Annotated in this window: 20 protein-coding genes and 1 pseudogene; 11 read left to right on the forward strand and 10 right to left on the reverse strand. The window is 70.8% G+C overall.

All coding sequences use genetic code 11. The features are described from left to right. Positions 1-147 precede the first annotated feature (147 nt). Positions 148-549, reverse strand: a pseudogene (locus AB0I28_RS31030) (Fur family transcriptional regulator); the annotation flags it as partial. A 121-nt stretch (positions 550-670) separates the two neighbouring features. Between AB0I28_RS31030 and AB0I28_RS31035 the strand changes: the two are divergent. Both AB0I28_RS31035 and AB0I28_RS31040 read left to right on the forward strand, forming a co-directional pair. Beyond that, positions 671-1,231, forward strand: coding sequence for a hypothetical protein (locus tag AB0I28_RS31035; protein ID WP_357499245.1), 561 nt, complete (start codon positions 671-673; stop codon positions 1,229-1,231). A 127-nt stretch (positions 1,232-1,358) separates the two neighbouring features. Further along, positions 1,359-2,333, forward strand: a complete 975-nt coding sequence (locus tag AB0I28_RS31040) for a LacI family DNA-binding transcriptional regulator (RefSeq protein WP_357499414.1) — start codon at positions 1,359-1,361, stop codon at positions 2,331-2,333. 7 nt (positions 2,334-2,340) lie between these two features. On the opposite strand, the gene AB0I28_RS31045 is transcribed toward AB0I28_RS31040, so the two are convergent. Together AB0I28_RS31045 and AB0I28_RS31050 are read right to left on the reverse strand one after the other, a co-directional pair. Then, on the reverse strand, positions 2,341-2,652 hold the full coding sequence (locus AB0I28_RS31045; RefSeq protein WP_357499246.1) for a translation initiation factor 2: 312 nt from the start codon (positions 2,650-2,652) through the stop codon (positions 2,341-2,343). A 13-nt stretch (positions 2,653-2,665) separates the two neighbouring features. Beyond that, positions 2,666-4,270 (reverse strand): DEAD/DEAH box helicase, encoded by a 1,605-nt coding sequence (locus tag AB0I28_RS31050; protein WP_357499247.1) that lies wholly within the window; start codon positions 4,268-4,270, stop codon positions 2,666-2,668. A gap of 348 nt (positions 4,271-4,618) precedes the next feature. Here AB0I28_RS31050 and AB0I28_RS31055 point away from each other — a divergent pair, with 348 nt between their 5' ends. Beyond that, on the forward strand, positions 4,619-5,302 hold the full coding sequence (locus tag AB0I28_RS31055) for a ferritin-like fold-containing protein (RefSeq protein WP_357499248.1): 684 nt from the start codon (positions 4,619-4,621) through the stop codon (positions 5,300-5,302). A 53-nt stretch (positions 5,303-5,355) separates the two neighbouring features. On the opposite strand, the gene AB0I28_RS31060 is transcribed toward AB0I28_RS31055, so the two are convergent. Then, positions 5,356-5,583, reverse strand: coding sequence for a DUF3107 domain-containing protein (locus AB0I28_RS31060; protein ID WP_357499249.1), 228 nt, complete (start codon positions 5,581-5,583; stop codon positions 5,356-5,358). Positions 5,584-5,640: 57 nt separating this feature from the next. Then, complete coding sequence (locus AB0I28_RS31065) at positions 5,641-6,288, reverse strand: helix-turn-helix domain-containing protein (RefSeq protein ID WP_357499250.1); 648 nt, start codon at positions 6,286-6,288, stop codon at positions 5,641-5,643. 195 nt (positions 6,289-6,483) lie between these two features. On the opposite strand from AB0I28_RS31065, the gene AB0I28_RS31070 reads away from it, so the two are divergent. From AB0I28_RS31070 to moeZ, 5 genes are all read left to right on the forward strand, one after another. Next, complete coding sequence (locus tag AB0I28_RS31070) at positions 6,484-7,587, forward strand: hypothetical protein (protein ID WP_357499251.1); 1,104 nt, start codon at positions 6,484-6,486, stop codon at positions 7,585-7,587. Then, positions 7,584-8,603, forward strand: coding sequence for an alpha/beta hydrolase (locus AB0I28_RS31075; protein WP_357499252.1), 1,020 nt, complete (start codon positions 7,584-7,586; stop codon positions 8,601-8,603). The genes AB0I28_RS31070 and AB0I28_RS31075 overlap by 4 nt, the downstream gene beginning before the upstream one ends. Before the next feature lie 64 nt (positions 8,604-8,667). Continuing rightward, a complete protein-coding gene (locus AB0I28_RS31080) occupies positions 8,668-9,387 on the forward strand; it encodes a DUF3152 domain-containing protein (RefSeq protein WP_357499253.1) in 720 nt (239 codons plus the stop codon). 435 nt (positions 9,388-9,822) lie between these two features. Next, positions 9,823-10,611, forward strand: a complete 789-nt coding sequence (locus AB0I28_RS31085; RefSeq protein WP_357499254.1) for a hypothetical protein — start codon at positions 9,823-9,825, stop codon at positions 10,609-10,611. A 736-nt stretch (positions 10,612-11,347) separates the two neighbouring features. Continuing rightward, positions 11,348-12,526, forward strand: a complete 1,179-nt coding sequence (moeZ, locus tag AB0I28_RS31090; RefSeq protein WP_357499255.1) for an adenylyltransferase/sulfurtransferase MoeZ — start codon at positions 11,348-11,350, stop codon at positions 12,524-12,526. Between the two features lie 52 nt (positions 12,527-12,578). On the opposite strand, the gene AB0I28_RS31095 is transcribed toward moeZ, so the two are convergent. From AB0I28_RS31095 to ehuB, 5 genes are all read right to left on the reverse strand, one after another. Then, complete coding sequence (locus AB0I28_RS31095) at positions 12,579-13,412, reverse strand: SDR family NAD(P)-dependent oxidoreductase (RefSeq protein ID WP_357499256.1); 834 nt, start codon at positions 13,410-13,412, stop codon at positions 12,579-12,581. A 158-nt stretch (positions 13,413-13,570) separates the two neighbouring features. Next, on the reverse strand, positions 13,571-14,395 hold the full coding sequence (ehuA, locus tag AB0I28_RS31100) for an ectoine/hydroxyectoine ABC transporter ATP-binding protein EhuA (protein ID WP_357499257.1): 825 nt from the start codon (positions 14,393-14,395) through the stop codon (positions 13,571-13,573). Beyond that, positions 14,385-15,044 (reverse strand): ectoine/hydroxyectoine ABC transporter permease subunit EhuD, encoded by a 660-nt coding sequence (gene ehuD / locus AB0I28_RS31105; protein ID WP_357499258.1) that lies wholly within the window; start codon positions 15,042-15,044, stop codon positions 14,385-14,387. The genes ehuA and ehuD overlap by 11 nt, the downstream gene beginning before the upstream one ends. Continuing rightward, a complete protein-coding gene (ehuC, locus tag AB0I28_RS31110; protein ID WP_357499259.1) occupies positions 15,041-15,769 on the reverse strand; it encodes an ectoine/hydroxyectoine ABC transporter permease subunit EhuC in 729 nt (242 codons plus the stop codon). Before ehuC ends, ehuD begins: the two co-directional genes overlap by 4 nt. A 5-nt stretch (positions 15,770-15,774) precedes the next feature. Then, complete coding sequence (ehuB, locus tag AB0I28_RS31115) at positions 15,775-16,671, reverse strand: ectoine/hydroxyectoine ABC transporter substrate-binding protein EhuB (RefSeq protein WP_357499260.1); 897 nt, start codon at positions 16,669-16,671, stop codon at positions 15,775-15,777. Positions 16,672-16,952: 281 nt separating this feature from the next. Between ehuB and AB0I28_RS31120 the strand changes: the two genes are divergently transcribed. The 3 genes from AB0I28_RS31120 to AB0I28_RS31130 all read left to right on the forward strand — a co-directional run bounded on the left by AB0I28_RS31120 (position 16,953) and on the right by AB0I28_RS31130 (position 20,593). Next, positions 16,953-17,753: a GntR family transcriptional regulator gene (locus AB0I28_RS31120; RefSeq protein ID WP_357499261.1), complete on the forward strand. Its 801-nt coding sequence runs from the start codon at positions 16,953-16,955 to the stop codon at positions 17,751-17,753. 502 nt (positions 17,754-18,255) lie between these two features. After that, the gene (locus tag AB0I28_RS31125) at positions 18,256-19,026 is read left to right on the forward strand and encodes a hypothetical protein (RefSeq protein WP_357499262.1); all 771 of its coding nucleotides are present in this window, start codon (positions 18,256-18,258) and stop codon (positions 19,024-19,026) included. 172 nt (positions 19,027-19,198) lie between these two features. Next, positions 19,199-20,593 carry a gamma-glutamyltransferase gene (locus tag AB0I28_RS31130; protein WP_357499263.1) on the forward strand — a complete coding sequence of 465 codons (1,395 nt, stop codon included), beginning with the start codon at positions 19,199-19,201 and terminating at the stop codon, positions 20,591-20,593. Positions 20,594-20,643: the final 50 nt, after the last annotated feature.

Raw genomic sequence — 20,643 nt, forward strand, 5'->3', positions numbered from 1 at the left:
CCACACTCGAATCGTTGTCGTCGCCTCCGCGCAACCAGCGCAGTAGACCCATCGGTTCGCTCCTCCCAGCAGGTACAGATCGATTGTGACACCTGAGGGGGTCGCTTGTCGCCACCCGAAGCAGCGGTCCTGTAACGACCGGCTGTTCTGGCAGTTGGGGCACAGGCCCCAGTAGGTCACTTCCGCCTCTTCGATCTTGAAGCCGCGGGCGAGGGCCGGTTCGAGGCACGGGGCGTCCTCGTCGGCGAGTTCGACGTCGCAGACCTCGCCGCACTGGCGGCACACGAGGTGGTGGTGGCTGTCGCCGGCCCGGGCCTCGTACCGGGTGTGGCTCCCCGCGGGTTCCAGGCGGCGGGCGAGCCCGACGTCGGTGAGCGCGTTGAGCACGTCGTAGGCGGCCTGGGTGGACAGGGAGCTAACCCTGCGCCGGGCCCTGGTGATGATCTCGTCGACCTCGGGGTGCCCGCCCTCTTGGAGCACGTCGAGCACCGCGAGTCTCTGCCGGGTGACTCGCAATCCATGGGATCGCAGTAGACGCTCGCTCTGCACGTGATCAAACTTTCCACGCGCGGTGGAAGGGGTCAAATGGAAATGGGACCTTACCGGCGTGATCAAGGACACCGAAACGTCGCCGATCGGCCGCAAAGCGCAGATGGTGTTGAATGGGGCGATGCCCGATACCGTCGACGGTCTGCCTCTTCATCCCCTTCTCGTACACCTCCCGCTCGTGCTCGTGCCCATGCTCGTTCTTCTTCTGCTGGCCTATGTCCTGATTCCTCCGCTGCGCAGACGCGTCGGGTGGGCCGTGGTGATCCTCGCCGTACTGGCGCCGGTCGCGGTCTTCTTCACGCGGTGGACCGGGAAGTCATTCGCTGATTCGATCATCGCCGGGACTTCCGGCGCGGCACCGGCGACGCCCGAGAAGGCCGAACAGATCGCCGAGCACGGGATGTTCGGCGACTGGCTGCTGTGGCTGACGATCGCCGTGCTGCCGCTCACGCTGCTGTTCGGCGGCCTCGAACGCGGCCGCCGCAGCGCCCGGGCCCGCGCCGACCGCCCCTTCGCGAAGAAGGAGGGCGAGGACGCACCGCCCAAGCCGATCGACGATCCGGCGGCGGGCGGGCGCAAGCTCTTCATGGTCGTCATCGGCGTCCTGCTCATCGCCACGGCCGCCGCGGCCGGCTACGTCGCCTTCAAATCCGGGCACACCGGGGCGAAGACGCACTGGTGACAGTGTTGTTCACGGTGCGGTGAACGGCGGTGAGTAGCTTTGAGCCGTGAAGCCGACCCCAGCCGAGGGAATCCGCGCCGTGAACAGCTCCGCCCCTCCTGACGGCGCGCGCGTCAAACGCCCGACCATGGTCGACGTCGCCCGCCACGCCGGGGTGAGCCTGAAGACCGTTTCCCGCGTGGTCAACGCCGAGCCGACCGTCAACGCCGAACTCGTCGACCGGGTCCTGGCCGCCGTCGCCGCGCTGGGCTTCCAGCGCAACCAGCTCGCCAGCACGCTGCGCGCCGGGCGGCGCACGGCGACCGTCGGGCTGGTCATCGAGGAGCTGGCCAACCCCTTCTACTCGACGATCGCCTCGGTCGCCGCCGAGGTCGCCGCGCAGCACGACACGATGCTGATCACGGCCAGCTCCGAGGAGGACGCCGAAGCGGAGCGGCGGCTGGTGTTCGACCTGTGCTCCCGTCGCGTCGACGGGCTGCTCGTGGTCCCGGCCGGCGCCGACCACTCCTTCCTGCGGCCCGAGGTCGAGATGGGCGTGCAGGTGGTGTTCCTCGACCGGCCCAGCGGCGGCCTGCCCGCCGACACCGTCCTCATCGACAACCGGGGCGGGGCCAGGGAGGCCGTGGACGCGCTGCTGGCGGCCGGGCACCGGCGTATCGCGGTCCTGCTCGACTCGGTGTCGGTCTACACGATGAGAGAGCGCCTGGGCGGGTTCCACGACGCCATCGCCGACGCGGGACTGCCCGCCGACGTGGTGCGCATCGCCGAGGGCGTCGCCGACCCGGCGGGAGCCGCCGCGGCGGTCGCCGAACTGCTCGACGGCCCGAACCCGCCGACGGCGTTCTTCGCGGTCAACAACCGCATCACCGTGGGGGCCGTGCAGGAGCTGTGGCGGCGGGGGAGCGAGGCCGAACTGGTCGGCTTCGACGACTTCGAGTTGTCGCACCTGATGCCCCGGCCGCTGACGGTCGTCGCCTACGACACCGCCGCGATGGCCAGGCGGGCGACGGAGATGCTCTTCGACCGGATCCGGGGCGACCGCTCGTCGCCGCGCACCGAGATCATCGGCACGCGGCTCGTGTCGCGCGGGGTCCGGCGCTAGGGCACCGTCAGCTGATCGCCCGGACGATCACGACCAGGAGCAGGATCAGCATCACGGCGCCGAAGAGGATGCCCAGCCCGACACTGAACGTGCGGGCCGAGCGTTCGGCCGCGTCGGCGGCCGCGTGGTCCTGCGCGGGCATCGTCCGCGGCGGGGCCGCGTTGACGACGACCGGCACGCGCCAGCCACGTGGTGGAGGCGTGGCGCGTGGAGGACCGTCGTAGCGGGGTGACGGCGCCGCGGGCGGCACCACCACCTCCATGTTCCCGGCGTCGCCGCCTTCAGCGGGGCGACGCCATACCGCGTCTGAATCGGTCACGGTGTCGATGGTATTACTCGGACGCGCCCTCACCGGCGGGACGACGGCGACGACGGCGACGCGGACGCGCCGAACCCTCTGCCGCCGCGGGCGCCGCCTGCGCCTGCGAATCCGTGGCGGTACCCGTCGACTCGCCCGTCACCTTGCGGCGCGTGCGGTTGCGGCGGGGCTTCTGCTCGGCGTCGCCGTCGGCCGACGAGGTCGACTCCGGCGACTGCGGACGGTCTCCCGCCGCACGCTCGCGCGAGGGCTTCTCGCCCGCGGGCTTGCGTCCACCGCCGCCACCGGGCGTGCGTCGGCGCTTGTTGCGGCCGCCGGCGCTCTTTCCACCCTCGACGTCGATGTTCTCCTCGGCGAGGAGTCCTTCGCGCTGCCGCTCCTTGGTGGGCAGCTCTCCGGTGATGTCGGTCGGGATGTCCAGATCGGTGTAGAGGTGATCCGAGGTGTGGTAGGTCTCGGCCGGCGAGGGCAGGTCGAGGTTGAGCGTCTTGTCGATGATCTTCCAGCGCGGAGTGTCCTCCCAGCTCACGAAGGTCACCGCGACGCCGGTCGCGCCGGCCCGGCCGGTGCGCCCGATGCGGTGCACGTAGGTGTCGGCGTCCTCGGGGCTGTCGTAGTTGATCACGTGCGTGACGTCGGTGACGTCGAGACCGCGCGCGGCGACGTCGGTGGCGACCAGCACGTCGATCTTGCCGCTGCGGAAGGCCCGCAGGGCACGCTCGCGAGCGCTCTGCCCGAGGTCTCCGTGGACCGCGGCGACCGCGAAGCCGCGGAATTCGAGGTCGTCGGCGACGCGCTGGGTGTGGCGCTTCGTACGCGAGAACACGATGGTCAGACCGCGGCCGTTCGCCTGGAGGATCCGGGCGAGCACCTCGATCTTGTTGAGCGAGTGCGTCAGGTACGCGAGCTGCTTGACCTGCCCGCTGGGGGCGGTGTCCACGGCCACGTCGGCGTGGATCGTCACCGGCTGGTGCTGGTAGCGGCGCGCGAGGGCCACGATGGCGTCGGGCATCGTCGCGGAGAACAGCATCGTCTGACGCTGCTCGGGAAGCTGCTTGAGCAGCTTCTCCACGTCGTCGGCGAAGCCGAGGTCGAGCATCCGGTCGGCCTCGTCGAGGACGACCGCGCCGACGCCGTCGAGGCGCAGGTGCTTGGACTTCATCAGGTCGATGAGGCGCCCGGGCGTGCCGACCACGATCTCCACACCGCGGCGCAGGGCCTCGATCTGGGGCTCGTAGGCGCGACCGCCGTAAACGGGGAGGACGCGGATGCCGCGAAGGCTGCCGGCGATCTCGATGTCACGCGAGACCTGGAGACCCAGCTCACGCGTGGGGACCACGACGAGCGCCTGGGGGCGTCCGTCGGTGCCCTCGTCGGGTCCGAGCACGCGCTCAAGGAGCGGGATGCCGAAGCCGAGGGTCTTGCCGGTGCCGGTGGGCGCGCGGCCGATGACGTCGGCGCCGCGCATCGCGATCGGGATCGCGTACTCCTGGATGGCGAACGCGCGGTTGATGCCGACGGCGCTCAGTGCCTCGACGGTCTCGGCGCGCACGCCGAGCTCCGCGAGGGTCGGGCTGTCTTCACGAACCGGGGCGACCGGCTTGAGCTCGCCGATCACGGTGTCGGTCTCGCCCGGGGGTTGGTTTTCTGTATCGCTGTACAGTGCAGAATTCCTAACTGATTCTCGGCTTGCCTTCGCCGACGCGGACCGAGCATCGGTTCCCTCGGCGTCACAGGCCGTTTGACCCCCGGGGGCACCCCGGGCGGCTGGTGATCCGGCGTTCACGCGGATCTAAACTCCTCCATGGTACGTCCTCCGGAGGAAATAGCCACCTTGAGCAGGTGTGGGGGGTAATGAGCTTCACCCTCGTCTCGGCCCGGCCGTCCGCCGGCCACGCCTGAGGGCCCCCGAATTAGCCTCCCGCACAGGGCCGCGCGGCGCCCGGGAACCGATAATCTTCCCGACGTGTCCGCCGATTCTTCATTTCCCGCGTCCGAGTCATCCGGACCGTCCGCACAGGCCGTCACCGACCTCCTCGGGGCACTCGCCTACGGCTCGCTGGTCGCCTTCGACCGCATGGCCGCCGACGCCAGACTCGCGCCCGACCTGAACCGCCGGGCCGCGCTGTCGACGATGGCCGGCGCCGAGATCGCCAACTACCGGCGGCTGTCGGAGCGCATCGGAGACCTGGGCGCCGACCCGGCCGAGGCCATGGGCCCCTTCGTCGCCGCGCTCGACGACTTCCACGAGGCCACCGCCCCGCGCGACTGGCTCGAAGGGCTGGTCAAGGCCTACGTCGGCGACGGCATCGCCGACGACTTCTACCGGGAGATCGCCAACTTCCTCGACGAGGGCGACCGCGCGCTCGTCCTGGAGGTCCTGCACGACTCGGCCTACACCGACTTCGCCGTCCGCGAGATCCGCGCGGCCATCGAGGCCGACCCGAAGCTCGCCAACCGCCTCGCGCTGTGGGCGCGCAGGCTCGTCGGGGAGGCCCTCACGCAGGCGCAGCGGGTCGCCGCCGAGCGCGACGCGCTCACCGATCTCGTCGTCACCGGCAGCGGCGACCTGGCCGGCATCGGCACCCTGTTCCGGCGCCTCACACAGGCGCACGCCGACCGGATGGAAACCGTCGGGCTGAGCAACTAGCGGACACCGTCACGGCCGGGAAGCGGCGCTCCCCGGCCGTGTTCTTCGCGTACCTAGCTGACGGTGAAGCCGACCCGGCGCTGGCTCTGCTCGGCGATCTCCACGTAGGCGATCTTGCCGACGGCGACGAAGACCTGCTTGCCGCTCTTGTCGGTCAGGCTGAGCACGCCGTTGTCCTGTCCGAGGGCCTGCGAGACGGCCTTGGCCACCTCGTCGGCCGACTGGTCGCTGTCGAGAACCAGTTCACGCGGCGCGTATTGCACGCCGATCTTGACCTCCACGGGCCCCTCCTTCGATCGTCCGGGACAAAGGCTATCCGCCCGCGGGTGTCACCGGCCTCACCGGCCGGTGTTGTCCTCATCGCGCGTGTCATCGGGAATTTGCAGCGGGAAGCGCGAAATGCCCCGCCAGGACAAGGTCGCCAGCAGGTCGACGGCCTCCTCCTTGGGCACGGCCCGCTTCGAGGCCAGCCAGTAGCGGGCGGCGATCTCGGCGGCGCCGGTCAGCCCCACGGCCAGGAGTTCGGCGCGCTGCCGGGTGGCGCCGGTGTCGGCCATGATCGTCTCGGCTATCGCCGTGCTGCACCCGCGCTCGACGGCCTCCATGCGCTCGGCGACCGCGGGGTCGTTGCGCAGATCGGACTCGAACACCAGGCGGAACGCCTCACCCTGGGCGTCGACGAAGTCGAAGTAGGCCTGCATGGCACGGCGAACGCGCTCCTTGTTCTCGGAGGTCGCGGCCATCGCCTCCCGCACGGTCGACACCAGGGCCTCGCCGTGCACGTCGAGCAGCGCGAGGTACAGATCGAGCTTGCTGGGGAAGTGCTGGTAGAGAACGGGCTTGCTGACCCCGGCGCGTTCGGCGATGTCGTCCATCGCGGCGGCGTGATAGCCGCGCGCCACGAACACCTCCTGCGCCGCCTCCAGCAGCTGGCGTCGCCGCTCCGGTCGGGGCATACGGACACTGCGGCCGTCTGTGAGCGCCATGTCTATTCGGCGGTCCCGGTCCTCGGCGGGATGCGCCTCCTCCTCTCCGGTCCTAACGGTAGCCCCAAGGCCCGATTCGGGGGAGGGTCGTAGGGTCGCCGAAGCGCGCCCCGACGCGGCGAACCCCGCCACGCTCGGTTAGCGCGGGGGGCACGTTGGCGGTAGCCTGCTGACAGACCGGGCGAGGAGTGCGTCGTGTACGAACAGGATCGGCGCGATACCGACATGGGTCGCGACCTGGACGAGAAGACCGCTGTGGCACCACGGCGACGGTACGAGGCGTCGCGGCGTGCCGCGGAACCCGACCAGGCCGAGGAAACCCCGCGCGCCCCGGTGCCCGAACCCGTCTCCCCGAGACCCCCGCGGCGGCACCGCTACGCCGAGGAGACCACACCCGTCACGCCCAAGATCGCCGAGGCCGTCACGGCCGCCGCCCAGGCACCCGTCCCGCAGCTCGCGCCCGAACCCGAGGTGGACCGCGCCCAGCTCAACCGGATAGCGCAGTTCTTCCGCGGCGCCGAGGACGAGAAGGCCAAGGACAAGCCCCGCAAGCCCGACCCGGCGCCCACACCACCCGCCCGCGAGGGCTCCTCGGTGTGGAACACCCAGGCCACCCAGGAACTCAAGCCCTACATGGCCGAACGCACCGGAGAGACCCGCGTCAACGGCAGCGGCCAGGTCGAAGACGACGAGGCCGTCCTCATCGCCGTCCGCGAACTCTCCGGCGTCCACGACGCCGAGCTCTACACCGACCCCACCGGCGCCCGCCGCCTGCGCCTCGACCTCGACACCGCCGCCGACCCCGACGCCGTCTCGGCCAAGGCCACCCGCCTGCTCGCCGACCGGCTCGGCGTGCGCGCCCAGCCGCGCACCACGCAGGCCTACGCCTTCCCCCGCCCGCCCAGCGGCGTCCAGACGCGCGCGGTCGTCGAGCAGGTGCAGGTGTCCACCTCCGGGTTCGAGACCACCGTCGAGGTCGGCCTCAACGTCGAAGGCCACCGCGCCATCGGGCGCGCCACCGGCCCCGCCGTCGACTGGCACGTGCTGCGCACCGCCGCCGACGCCACCATCGACGCCGTCGCGACCCTCCTGGGCGACCGCGGGCGCTGCGTCGTCGAACACGCCTCCGTCGTCCCCGCCGGAGCCCTGCGCGTCGCCGTGGTCGTCGTTCTCATGCTCACCGAGGCCGGAGCCGAGCAACTCGCCGGCGCGGCGCCCGTCGCGGGAGATAATCGGCAGGCGATGGTGCACGCCACGATGTCGGCGCTCAATCGCAGACTGGAGGTGCTCCTACCGTGAAGCGAGCCGTCATCGCGCCCGACGACGCGATTCCGGCCATGGAGGTGCAGCACGAGGCGTGGCCCGGCCGCGACCACCTCATCAACGGCATGCACACCTACGTCCGCGAGACGCCCGGCCGCCACCCCGGCGCCGAACCGGCCCTCTACGTCCACGGCCTCGGCGGCTCCGCGCAGAACTGGACCGACCTCGCCGACGTGCTCGCCGACCGCCTCGACGGCCAGGCCATCGACCTGCCCGGCTTCGGCCGCAGCGAGCCCAGCCGCCGCTACACGATCCCCGCGATGGCCGACCGCGTCATCAGCTGGATCGAGTTCGCCGGACGCGGACCGGTGCACCTGTTCGGCAACTCTCTCGGCGGGGCCGTCTCGGTCTACGTCGCCGGCAGGCGCCCCGAACTGGTCCGCACCCTCACCCTCATCTCCCCGGCCATGCCCTTCGTCGACCCGCGCCGCTCCCGCCACGGCCGCCTCGTGCCGCTCCTGGCCATCCCGCGCGCCGACCGCCTCGCCGTGCGCGCGCTGGCGCGGATGACGCCGAGCCAGCTCGTCGACCAGGTCATCGAGAACTGCTGGGCCGACCCGAGCACCATCACCGACATGCGCCGCGCCGAGGCCGTCGCCGAACTCGAATACCGGCTGAGCCTCCCCTGGCACGCCGACGCCTACGTGCGCAGCTTCCGCGGCCTGGTGTCCAGCTTCATCCGCGCCTACCTCCCCGGCGCGGGATCCCTGTGGCGCCTGGCCGCGCACGTCACCGCGCCCACCCTCGTCGTGTGGGGCAAGCACGACAAACTCGTCGACGTGCGGCTCGCGCCGCAGGTCGCGCGGACCATCGCCGACTCCCGCCTGCTCATTCTCGACAAGGTCGGACACCTGGGGCAGATGGAGGCGCCGCGTGCCGTGGCTCGCGCGGTAGTCGGCATGCTCGACGAGATCGCCCCCTATATTGGAGGCGATGCCGACGACACGACGAGCAGTGCGCCCGCGACAGCGGCCGAACCGCAGCCAGGTTAGGCGCGCCCGTCGAAGGCGCGCGCGACTCCGGCGTACCGCGCTGCTCGCCATCACGCTCGCCAGCGTGCTGCTGCTGACGATCGCGGTGCTCCGCTCGGGAAACGACGAGCCCGCCACCGACGACGCCGGATCTTTCCCCGCACCCGTCGAGTCCGCCTCGTCGGCGCCCCCCTCGGTGGAGCCGTCGGCGGCGCCCCCGGCGCCCCTCGCGCCGCCGGACGTCGTCGAGAAGGGCAACGGCAAGTGGACCTATGCGCCCGGTGGCGGTGAACGCCACGGCAAGGCCGGGCAGCTGATGCGGTACCGCGTCGCCGTCGAAGGCGAGATCGACCAGGACATCGACGCCTTCACCACCGAGGTCGAGGCCGTGTTCGCCGACCCGCGAGGGTGGACCGCGGGGAAGCAGTGGAAGCTCCAGCGGGTCGGGAAGGGCGAGCAGTACGACTTCACGGTGTACCTGGCCTCGCCCGAGACGCGGACCGAGCTGTGCGCGTCGGACGACACCTTCACGTCGTGCAGGAACGGCGAGAAGGTCGTGATCAACCTGGCGCGGTGGCTGCTGGGCGTGCCGGACTACGGTGCGGCGATGGACGTGTACCGGCAGTACGTGATCAACCACGAGAGCGGGCACGCGCTGGGGCACGGGCACGAGTTGTGCCCGAAGAAGGGGGAGCCCGCGCCGGTGATGCAGCAGCAGACGCTGGGGATGCACGGGTGCGAGGCGAACGCTTGGCCGTTCCCGGACGGCGAGGAGTACTACGGGGGGCCGGCGGGGGAGTACTGACCTTTCCTGCTCGCTGCGCTCGCAACTGGGGGGAGACTCCGTCTCCACCCCAGACCCCCCTCTGGGCTCGATTGCGGGTGGTGGGGTGCCCTGGCGGGGCTGAGGGTTGGCGGGGGTGTTCCTCGTCGCTCGTGTGGGTATGCCTTGCCGTTTCCAGCCAACTAGTTGGTTGCTCGGTTGCTCGGTTGCTCGGTTGCTCGGTTGCTCGGTTGCTCGGTTGCTCGGTTGCGCTGAGCCGCTGAGCCCAACCCTGTCCCGTGGGTGCGTCTTTGTCTGGCCCCGCCCGCCCCGCCCCTCCCGCTCGATGTTCGTCGTGCGATGGGTCGCTCTCGCGTTCCTCTGGTGCCCGCACGCCTCGCCCAGGCAACCAACTAGTTGGTTGCTCCCGGGGTGAGTGCCCCCGCAGCCCGCTCTCGCCTGCCCTAGGCTCGCCAGATGCCCGACGCCCGCCGCGCCGACCTCGACGCCGCCCTCGACCGCCTCGACCTCGTGTTCACCGACCCGCCGCCGCTGCCGGAGCCCGTCCGCGGGTGCGGCTACTGCTGGCGCGACGGCGAACTCGCCGCCCTGGGGCTTCCGCCCGGCAAGGTGCCCGAGGAAATCCTGCGCCAGTTCGTCGACGAGGTCGTCGACCACCTCGACTTCGACGACCAGTACCCGATCCTCTGGCGGCGGCTGGCGCCGCGCATCCTGCGGCGGATCGCGGCGGGGGAGCACAGGTGGTCGACCCGGTACGGGATCAAGCTCGGGGAATACGGCGCGAAGCTGTCGACCTGGCCAGCGCCCGAGCGGGAAGCCGTCGTCGACGTGCTTCACGCCCTGTTGGCCGAGCACGCCGGCCGCTATCCCCACGGCGGCTTCTCCGACGTGCTCGACGGTTTGATCAACGCTTCCGGGGAGGCGGCGAGCTGGCTCGACCGGCTCGACCAGGTCGCCGGTATCGAGTCCGAGCTGATCATGTTCGGGCTCGATTTCGCCGACCAGAAGCTGTGGGGTCATGGCTCCAACGGGCCTGCCGCCTTCTCCGCGCCGGAGGAGGAGCTGGTCGCGGAGTGGCTGGTCGGGGCGGGGTTCGGGCGACGGTTGGAGGGGCACCTCGCGGCGTATCCGGACTGCGTCAACGCGCGTTTCGCGGCGGCGGCGGTCGCGGAGCTGCGGGCGCCGGAGGAGGCGGTCGAAGGGGTGAGGTGGTACGCGGTGGAGTACTGCTGCGTGCATGTGTGAGGGGCCGGGTGAGGGCTCGCTTGTGTCGCGACGGCGTCGGACCGCTGGTTCGAGGGACTGGTAGCTGGGGTGGCCGGGCCTGGCAGCTGGCCCCTGCCGACCACTCGGCGACCTGCTCGCGGTGCCGTGCGCTTCGCGGTGGTTCGGCAGCTCGCCTCGCGGGCAATACGCTGCCTGCTACTCGACGGAAACGCTGCCACCATGTGCGTCCGACCCGGGTCACCGTTCACCCGGCTGGGTGGCTCCGCCCCCAGCACCCCCGCTGGGAGGCTTCGCCCCCAGACCCCCACCAAGGACTCCGTCCCTGGACCCTGCCGGGGCTCCGCCCCAAACCCCGCCAGGAACTCCGTCCCTGGACCCGGTCCTTACGCCTGGGCTGCGGGCCGCGATCCCGCCGCATGCGCGGCACTGGCCGCGTCGTCTTGTTTCGTGGGGGCGCTGCCCTCCTCCGCCCCGCTTCGCGGCGTATCCCGCTTCTGCCTGGCTCGCTTCGCGGCCAGTCCCTCCTCCGCCCGCCTCGCGAGGCGCGTCCCGCTCCCGCCCGCCCCACCGCTAACGCGGCGCAGCGCCCCCACGCCTGCCTCCGCCGCCAGGCCGCCGCTACCGCGACGCCGCAGCGCCCGTCCCCGCCCGCCAGGGCGGTGCGCCCCACCCCGCCGTCCCACCTGCCAAGATCCGGCCAACATCACACCCACCCCCCTCCCAATCCCTACCGCTACGGACGACAATGGTCCCCATGCCACTACCGCCGCTTGTGGAACCCGCAGAGTCACTGTCCGTCGAAGAGGTCCGCCGCTACTCGCGGCACCTGATCATTCCCGACTTCGCGATGGACGGCCAGAAACGGCTCAAGAACGCCCGCGTCCTGTGCGTCGGCGCCGGAGGCCTCGGCTCGCCCGCCCTCCTGTACCTGGCCGCGGCCGGGGTCGGGACGCTCGGCGTGGTCGACTTCGACGTCGTCGACGAGTCGAACCTCCAGCGTCAGGTCATTCACGGTGTCTCCGACATCGGGCGCCCGAAGACCGAGTCGGCCGCCGCGAGCATCCGCGAGATCAACCCGCTGATCCAGGTGAACGTGCACACCGACGCCCTGGACAACGACAACGTGATGGAGCTGTTCGGCCAGTACGACCTCATCGTCGACGGCACCGACAACTTCGCCACCCGCTACATGGTCAACGACGCCTGTGTGCTGCTCGGCAAGCCGTACATCTGGGGCTCGATCTTCCGCTTCGACGGGCAGGCCTCGGTGTTCTGGGCCGAGCACGGCCCCTGCTACCGCTGCCTCTACCCCGAGCCGCCCCCGCCCGGGATGGTCCCCAGCTGCGCCGAGGGCGGCGTCCTCGGTGTCCTGTGCGCCTCGATCGGCTCGGTCCAGGTCAACGAGGCCATCAAGGTCCTCACGGGCGTCGGCGAATCCCTCGTCGGGCGACTCATGGTCTACGACGCGCTCGAAATGACCTGGCGCGACATCAAAGTGCGCAAGGATCCCAACTGCGCCATCTGTGGCGAGAACGCGACCATCACTGAACTGATCGACTACGACGACTTCTGCGGCGTGGTCTCCGAGGAGGCGAGCATGGCTGCGGCCGGATCCACCATCACCGCGAGTGAACTGAAGGAATGGCAGGACGCGGGTAAGGACCTCGCGCTGATCGACGTGCGCGAGCCCGCCGAGTACGCGATCGTCAAGATCCCCGGCTCGACGCTGATCCCGAAGGGCGACATCGTCTCCGGCGAGGCGCTTTCGCAGATCCCCAACGACAAGCAGGTCGTCTTGTACTGCAAGGCCGGCGTTCGCTCGGCCGAGGCGCTGGCGGCCGTGCACGCCGCGGGCATCACCAACGCGGTGCACGTCCAGGGCGGGGTCCTGGCGTGGATCAACCAGATCGACCCGGCGCTGCCGACGTACTAGGCGCACCGACAAAGGCCCGCACCCGAGCGAGGGTGCGGGCCTTTGTCGCGTCTCAGGCGCCCTGTGCCTCGGCCGACAGCTCCTGCCAGTCCGCCCAGTTCTCCAGGCGGTCGGCGTAGGCCTTCTGGAGCATCGGGTAGAAGCCCAGGCCGAACAGGATCCGCAGGGGCGGGTTGTCCGCGTCGACGATCTTCAGCAGCGCCCGCGCGGCGGCGGCGGGGTCGCCGGCGGGCTGCTTGCCGGCCATCGCGCCCAGGCGTGCGCGCAGCTCGGCGTAGGCGGGGTCGGCCTTCGACATGTGCCCGTTGTCGAGCGGGTCGGGGTTCTTGCCCTTGCGGGTGGCGAAGCCGCCGGGCTCGACGATGGTGACCTTGATGCCGAAGGGCGCTACCTCGCCCGCCAGCGCCTCGTTCAGGCCCTCCAGGGCCCACTTGGAGGCGTGGTAGGCGCCGCCGAGGGGCATCGCGATCAGCCCGGCCGCCGACGACAGCTGGATGATGTGCCCCGACCTCTGCTCGCGCAGGTGCGGCAGGGCGGCCTGCACGACCCACACCGCGCCGAAGAGGTTGGTCTCCATCTGCGCGCGCAGGTCCTGCTCGGTCAGCTCCTCGACCGCGCCGACCTGGGCATAGCCGGCGTTGTTGACGATCACGTCGAGGCCGCCGAAGTGCTCCTTGGCCCGCGCGACGCATGCGAACACCGCGTCCTTGTCGGTCACGTCGAGCTCCAGCGGGAGCACCGCGTCGCCGTGGGCGGCGGCCAGGTCGGCGAGGTCGGCGGCCTTGCGGGCGGCCGCGGCGACCTTGTCGCCACGGGACAGCGCCGCCTGCGCGAACTCGCGGCCCAGGCCGCGCGACGAACCGGTGATGAACCAGACCTTGCTCATGATGTCTTCCCGTCCTCGTGGTTTCTTGGACTGTCGACACCTAGACCGCGCGGCCGCACGGTTCCTGACAACCTCGCGGTATGGCCTGCGTCACGAGGACGCGAAAAGGCCGCCCCCGCGAACGCGGAGGCGGCCTTCGAGAACCTGTTCGTGCCTGTTCAGCGCCCTTCGAGCACCGCGCGGAGGAACTTCTGCGTCCGCTCCTCACGCGGCTCGGTGAACAGCTGCTCCGGCGGACCCTCCTCGATGATCTTGCCCTTGTCGAACATCAGGACCCGCTGCGACACATCGCGCGCGAAGTGCATCTCGTGCGTGACGATCAGCATCGTGATGTCGGTCGACGAGGCGATGTCGCGCAGCACGTTCTGCACGTCGGCGACCAGCTCGGGGTCGAGCGCCGAGGTCACCTCGTCGAGGAGCAGGATGTCGGGCCGCATGGCCAGCGCCCGCGCGATCGCGACCCGCTGCTGCTGCCCACCCGAAAGCTGGGACGGGTGCGCGTTGGCCTTGTCGGACAGCCCGACCAGCTCCAGCAGCTCACTCGCCCGCTCGTTCGCCTCGTCGCGCGACAGGCCCAGCACGTGCACCGGGGCCTCCGTGACGTTGCGGATCACGTTCATGTTCGGGAAGAGGTTGAACTGCTGGAACACCATCCCGATCCGCTTGCGCATCTCCCGCAGGTACGACTCGTTGGCGCGCACCAGCTCGCCCGAGGAGTTGCGCATGTGCGACAGCGGCTCGCCCTCGACCCAGATGACGCCGTCGGTGACCTTCTCCAAGGTCATCAGCAGCCGCAGGATCGTGGTCTTGCCCGAACCGGACGGACCGATCAGGGTGACGCGCTCGCCGGCCTCGACCGAGAAGTCGAGCTCGTCGAGGACGGTGAGGTCGCCGTAGCGCTTGACCACCTCGTCGAATTTGATGACCGGGCCGTTGACCAGTGTGTCGGCCTCGACCGGCGCGGCCGTGGTGTCAGTTGCCAAAGCGCACCTCCAGTTTTCGCATGAGCAGTGAGGTCGGGTAACTCGCCGCCAGGTAGATGAGCCCGGCGATGGTGAAGGCCTCGATGTAGTAGGCGAAGTGTTGGGAGGTGAACTCCTTGCCGACGCGGACCATCTCGGTCACCGCGATCGCCGACAGGACCGGCACTTCTTTGAACATGATGATCACGTTGTTGCCCAGCGAGGGCATCACGCGACGGAACGCCTGCGGAAGGATCACACCGAACCAGGCGCGGTTGCGGGGCAGCGACAGGGCGGTGATCGCCTCCCACTGTCCCTTCGGCACGCCGTCGATGCCGGCGCGGTAGATCTCGGCGTTGTAGGTCGCGTAGTGCACGCCGAGGACGATGATGCCGACGGTGAGCGCGTCGAGCTTGAGCCCGAGACTCGGCCGGATCACGTAGAACGCGAAGAACAGCTGCGCGATCGGCGGGGTGAAGCGGATGAACTGCAGCACCCACCCGACCGGTCGGCGGACGTACTCCGGGGCGGTCCGCTCGATGAACGCGAAGACCAGTCCGAGGCTCAGTGCGACCAGCGAGCCCAGCAGGGTCGCCAGCAGCGTGATCCGGAAGCCTTCGAGCAGCAGCGGCAGGAGTTCGAGTGCCGCCTCGTTGTTCCACCAGCTCACGCGACACCTCCTTCATCGGCGCCGACCGGCTGGAGCAGGCGCTTGCGGGGGACGCGCCGGCCGAGCTTGGCCTTGGCGTGTCCCTCCCAGGCCCGCATGCCCGTGTTGAGCAGCCAGGCGAGCACGAAGTAGAGGACGAGGCTGATGGAGAAGGCCGCGGTCGCCTCGGTGGCGTTGTTGAGCCTGATCTTCTCGGCCTCGAAGGACAGGTCGGCGATGCCCACCAGCACGACCAGCGAGCTGGCCTTGAGCAGCTGGATGAGCAGGTTGCCGAAGGGCGGGATCATCTCGGCCATGGCCTGCGGGACGATGACCAGCCGCAGCCGCTGGAGCGGCTTCATGTTGAGCGCGATGGTCGCCTCCCACTGGGCCTGCGGGACGGCGTTGAGGCCGCCGCGGACGACTTCGGAGCCGTAGGCGCCGTAGTTGAGGCCGAGGGCGATGATGCCGGCGTAGACCGGGTCGTCGAGCTGGAAGCCGGTGATGACCGGCATCGCGTAGACGAACCAGAACAGCTGCACGACCAGCGAGGTCCCGCGGAAGAACTCGACGACGACACGCGAGCTCCCGCGCACGAACATCGAGCGCGAACGCGACGCGAACCCGAACGCGAAGGACAGCGCCAGTGCCAGCACCGCCCCGCTGACGGTCAGGATCAGGGTGATCTTGATGCCGCTGAGCAGCTGGGGGAGTGCGTCGGCGAACGTCTCGAAGAAGTCAGCCATGTTCGTCAGCCCTTGCACAGCTCCGCGGTGGTGAGGTCCGCCGGTGGGATCTCGGCCTGGGTGAACCCGAAGGGCTCGATGAGGGAGAGGTACTTGGCCTGGTCGCCCTTGAGCTTGGCCAGTTCGGCGTTGAACGCGTCCCGCAGGGACGTGTCGGCCGGGCGGAACACCGCGGCGCCGGCGCCGGTCTGGGGTACGCCCTTGAGAGTCGGGACGAAGCCCTCGGTGACCTCGACGTCGGCGCTGTCCTTGGCCATCCAGCGCAGCGACGGCGTGGTCAGCGTGAAGGCGTCGGCGTCGCCGGCGAGGATCGCGGCGAGGCCGTCGGGCTGCTTGTCGACGGTGACGAGGTTGTCCTCCGACACGCCGGCGTCCTGGGCGTTGGCGGCCTCGGCCGCGCCGCTCATGACGGCGAGCTTGATGCCGGCCGCGGCGACCGAGGCGTAGTCGGTGAGGCCCTTCGGGTTGCCCTTGGGGACCAGCAGGCCGGCGGTGGAGATGTACTCCGGCTCGGCGAAGACGGCCTGGCCGCAGCGCTCGGGCGTGATGAACATGCCCGCGGCGACCGCGTCGAACTGGCCGGAGTTGAGGGCCGGAATGAGCTGGCCGAACTCGACGAGGACGCCCTCCATGTTCGGCACGCCGAGGGCCTTGTAGATCTCGGCGGCGATGGCGGGTGCCTCACCTGCGAGTTTGCCGTCCTGCTCGAAGCCGTAGGGGGCCTCGGCGGCGAAGCCGACCTTGATGGTCCCGGCCTTCTTGATGCGATCGAGGGTGTCGCCGGACGAGGTGTCGGGCGTCTTGCTGCACGCGGCCAGCAGGCCGGGCACGGCCAGCGCGCTTCCCGCGAAAAGCGTTCCGCGAAGGATGTCGCGGCGGGACCAGTTCTTCTGGGCGGTCATCTTGCCGTCCTTCCGTCTTCCGAGCCCTGTCCCGGGGGATCTGGCAGGGCCCTTCCCAATCAGATGGGTCGTTGTGTCTGGCGACCGTATCAGGCATCGTATGTTTGTCGACAATACGATGATCTAACTTTGGTAACAACTGGCCCCCGGTTCTCCGACCTTGGAAAACCATCCCCATAACTGGGCCGACGGAAACGCGCGGCGGGAGTCGCGCAGGGTAAATTCTCGGCTCGGGACGCGCCCGCGCCCCCGACCGTCCCGCGTTCAATGGAGGTGCTGGTGTGATCCGGCCATCACTGCCGAGCCTGGCCTCGGCCGAGCGTTCGGCGCCCAACCGGCTGGCCCCGGTCAGCCGATACTCGACGGTCGATCTCATCGCGGAGCGGATCCGCGAGGCCATCGTGCAAGGCGATCTGCCGCCCGGCTCCCCGCTCGGGGAGGCCGAAATGGCCGAACAACTCGGCGTCAGTCGCGGCCCCCTTCGAGAAGGAATGCAGCGACTCGTCCAGGAAGGACTCCTCACCACCGTCCGACGCCGAGGGCTTGGTGTGGCGAGCATGAGCGCCGCCGACGTCGCCGACGTGTACTCGATGCGCGCGGCCGTCGAGCGCGCCGCCTGCCTGCGCCTCCTCCGGTTGGGCGGGCCCGCGCTCGCGGCGACCGTGCGGGGCCTGACCGCGGAGGTGCGCAAGATGTCGCGCGCCGCGAAGAAGGGCGCGGCCAGGCAACTGGGCGACGCCGACCTGGCGTTCCACCGCCTGCTGGTGGACTCCGCCGGCAGCCACCGGCTCAGCCGGACGATGCGGACGCTGCTGATCGAGACGCGGTTGTCGACGTTCTCGATGCAGCACGACTTCGTGGTCCGCGCCGACCTCGCCGACGATCACGAGGCCATCGTCGAGGCGCTGCGCGTGCGCGACGAGGCGAAGCTGCTCGGGCTGATCGAGTCGCATATGGACGGGGCCGTGCGGCGGTTGACGGGGCAGAGCGTGCACGGGTCGGACGTCGAGACGCTCCAGGCGCCGGTGCCCGACGAGCCGAGGGAACTGGACCCGCTGGAGCTTCCGGCGGGGGCGGAGTAGCGCCCCGGGCCGGCGGCGTCGGGTACCGGCGTCGGGTAGGGGTTGGTGCGGGCTGCGGTCCGCGAGATCGGCGTCGCCCACCGGCGTCGGGTGGAGGTTCGGGTTCGGCGGCGTCGCCCACCGGCGTCGGGTAGAGCATCGGGTTCGGCGGCGTCGCCCACCGGCGTCACGAGAGCTTGTGCGGGCTGCGGCTCGCGGGATCGGCGAGGACGGCGCTGCCCACCGGCGCTGCGGTTGGCGCTGGATCCGAACGGAGGGGCCACCCGGTCCGCCTCCCACTTCTGACTGTAGATGGGCGCCACGCGTGGGTGTGTAGGGCTGAGCCGGCGACCCTGTGGATAACTCGCGGGTTGTGGACAGCCCCGCGCCCCCCAACCCCGCCCCCACGAGGCCCACACCCCACCCACGCCCCCGCAACCCCCGCCCGCCCCCACGAGTGTCCAGAAGGCCGCGAACCTTCCCGATCACCCCCGCAGCCCCCGTCCGCCCGAAAGGCACCCCCATGTCCCCAGCCGACCTCGCCCAACTCCTCGTCGCCTTCCTCGCCGCGGCCGTCCTCACCGCGCGCCTGCCCACCGCCCGCGAGTCGCCCCGCACGCCGGAATCCCGCTGGCTCACCGCCTTACTGGCGTGCACCGCCGCGGCCGTGATCGTCGGCTGGCCGCCCCTCATGACGGCTCTTGCCGGCGACGGCGGCGGCCTCGTCGCCCTCCGGCTCGTCCAGCACGCCTTCGTCCTCGCGATGGGCCTGACCTTCCTGGCCTTCTCCGAGCACGGGGACCACTCCTCGACGACCACCCGCCGCCGCGTTCTGCGCTGGGCCGCCGGGTTCGCCGTGGCGTTGTGCGTCATGGTCGCCTCCGCCGTCGTCGGCCACCTGCGAACTCCCGACGCACCGTCGATGCACCTGCTGACCCCGGAGTACGCCACCACCTCGGCGATCGCGGTGTACCTCGCGGCCTACGCCCTCCCGCTGGCGGCGATCGCCGGCAGAGTCGCGGTCCTGTGCTTCGGCCGCTTCCGGCGGGCGGAGAACGTCGCGCCGAGGGTCGCGTTCCTGCTGTTCTTCGTCGGTTCGACGGCGGGCGGCCTGTACTGCGTGCTTCGGGCTGTCGCGGCGATCCTCACGGCGGCTGGCGGCTCGCCGGACACCGCCGGAGTCTCGTTCGTGCTGACGCTCGTCGCCATGGTGTGCGTGCTCGCCGCCGCCGCGACCCTCGCCGCGCTGCGCCTGGGACAGCGGGCAACGAATACCCGCGACCCCCAGCCATAGCCCAACCCAACCCCCACCAATTCAGGCGTATCCCAACCCCGGGAACCCAGCACCGAAGGCAGTGCCGCAGCCCGATCCCCTACCCGCAAGCCGTCCTCGTTAGCTGCCGACCATGAACACAGAGACAAGCATCCGACAGCCCCCGCCCCCTCCTCTGCGTACGCTGCCGGGCATGGGCCGCTTTGGGGGTGTTGCAGCCGGTCACCCGGCTACGGTCGACGCCGGTGCCTCGGTGCTGGCCGCCGGCGGGAACGCCGCCGACGCCGCTGTCGCCGCGGTGTTCGCGTCCTGCGTCGGCGAGACGATCATGACGGGCCTCGGCGGGGGCGGGTTCGCGACCTACGTGGACGCGGCGACGGGCACGGTCACCTGTCTCGACTTCTTCACGTCCGTCCCCGGTCTCGACGGCGGCACGGTCGCGCCGATGACGGCGATCGACGTGTCCTTCGGCGGGGTGCCGATGCGGTTCGCGATCGGGGCGCCGAGCATCGGCGTCCCCGGCGTCGTCGCGGGCGCCGCCGAGATCCACCGTCGTTGGGGCCGCACGCCCTGGCCCGACCTCCTCTCACCCGCCGTGGCGCTCGCCGAGCGCGGTGTGCCCTTGCCCGACGAGCACGCCTCGACGCTCCCGTCGGTGGCCCCCGCCCTCGCCACCGGTGAGGGCCGTGCGGCCTACGCGCCCAACGGCGAGCTGTTACGCGGGGGCCAGATCCTCTACCACCCGGGTCTGGCCGACGCTCTCGATCGCCTGGCGCAGGCGGGTTCGGAGGACTTCTACACCGGCCTGCTCGCCGACACGCTCGTCGAGACGGTCCGCGCCGCCGGCGGCCGGCTCGGTCCCACCGACCTGGCCTCCTACCGGGTCCTGTCGGTCCCGGTGCGGCGGACGATGTTCGCCGGCCGCGTCGTCTACGGCCGCGACGACCTCAACCGCACCCTCGCGACCTTGGCCGCCCTGCCCGAACTCTCCCGCCTCGACGAGGGCGACCGGGCGGTCGCGATGGCCGACGCCCTGTCCGGGCCGGACCCGGGCGGTCCGGGCGACACGACGAACATCTCGGTGATCGACCGCCACGGCAACGCCTGCGTGGTCACCACGACCCTCGGGATCGGTTCTGCGGTGTGGCTCGCCGACTACGGGGTGCACCTCAACTCGATGCTCGGGGAGGGCGAACTGCTGCGCGGCCCGTTGACGCCGGGCCACCGGATGGGCAGCATGATGTGCCCGCTGGTGGTCCTCGACCGCAGCGGCGTGGTCATGGCCGCGGGCTCGGCCGGCGCGTCGCGGATCCGCACGGCCCTGCTGCACGTCCTGGTCAACCACCTCGTCGCCGGCAATTCCTTGCAGGATTCGTTGTCGCGGCCGCGCTTCCACGTCGCCGGCCCGCTGGTGCACACCGAGCCGGGCGTGTCGACCGACTCCATGACGGCGCTGGTGAAGGCGGGCTACGACCTCAACGAGTGGGCCACCGACCGCCACTACTTCGGCGGCGCGAGCGCGGTGTCACCGACGGAAGCGGCGGGCGATCCTCGGCGGGCGGGGGCGGGAAGGGTCGTGCCGGGCTGAGGCGGGCATTCCCGACCCGGCCCGGTTGGTGCAGGATCTCGCGTGTGACC

Origin of the sequence: Phytomonospora sp. NPDC050363, assembly GCF_040655735.1 — a bacterium.
Lineage (GTDB): Bacteria > Actinomycetota > Actinomycetes > Mycobacteriales > Micromonosporaceae > Phytomonospora.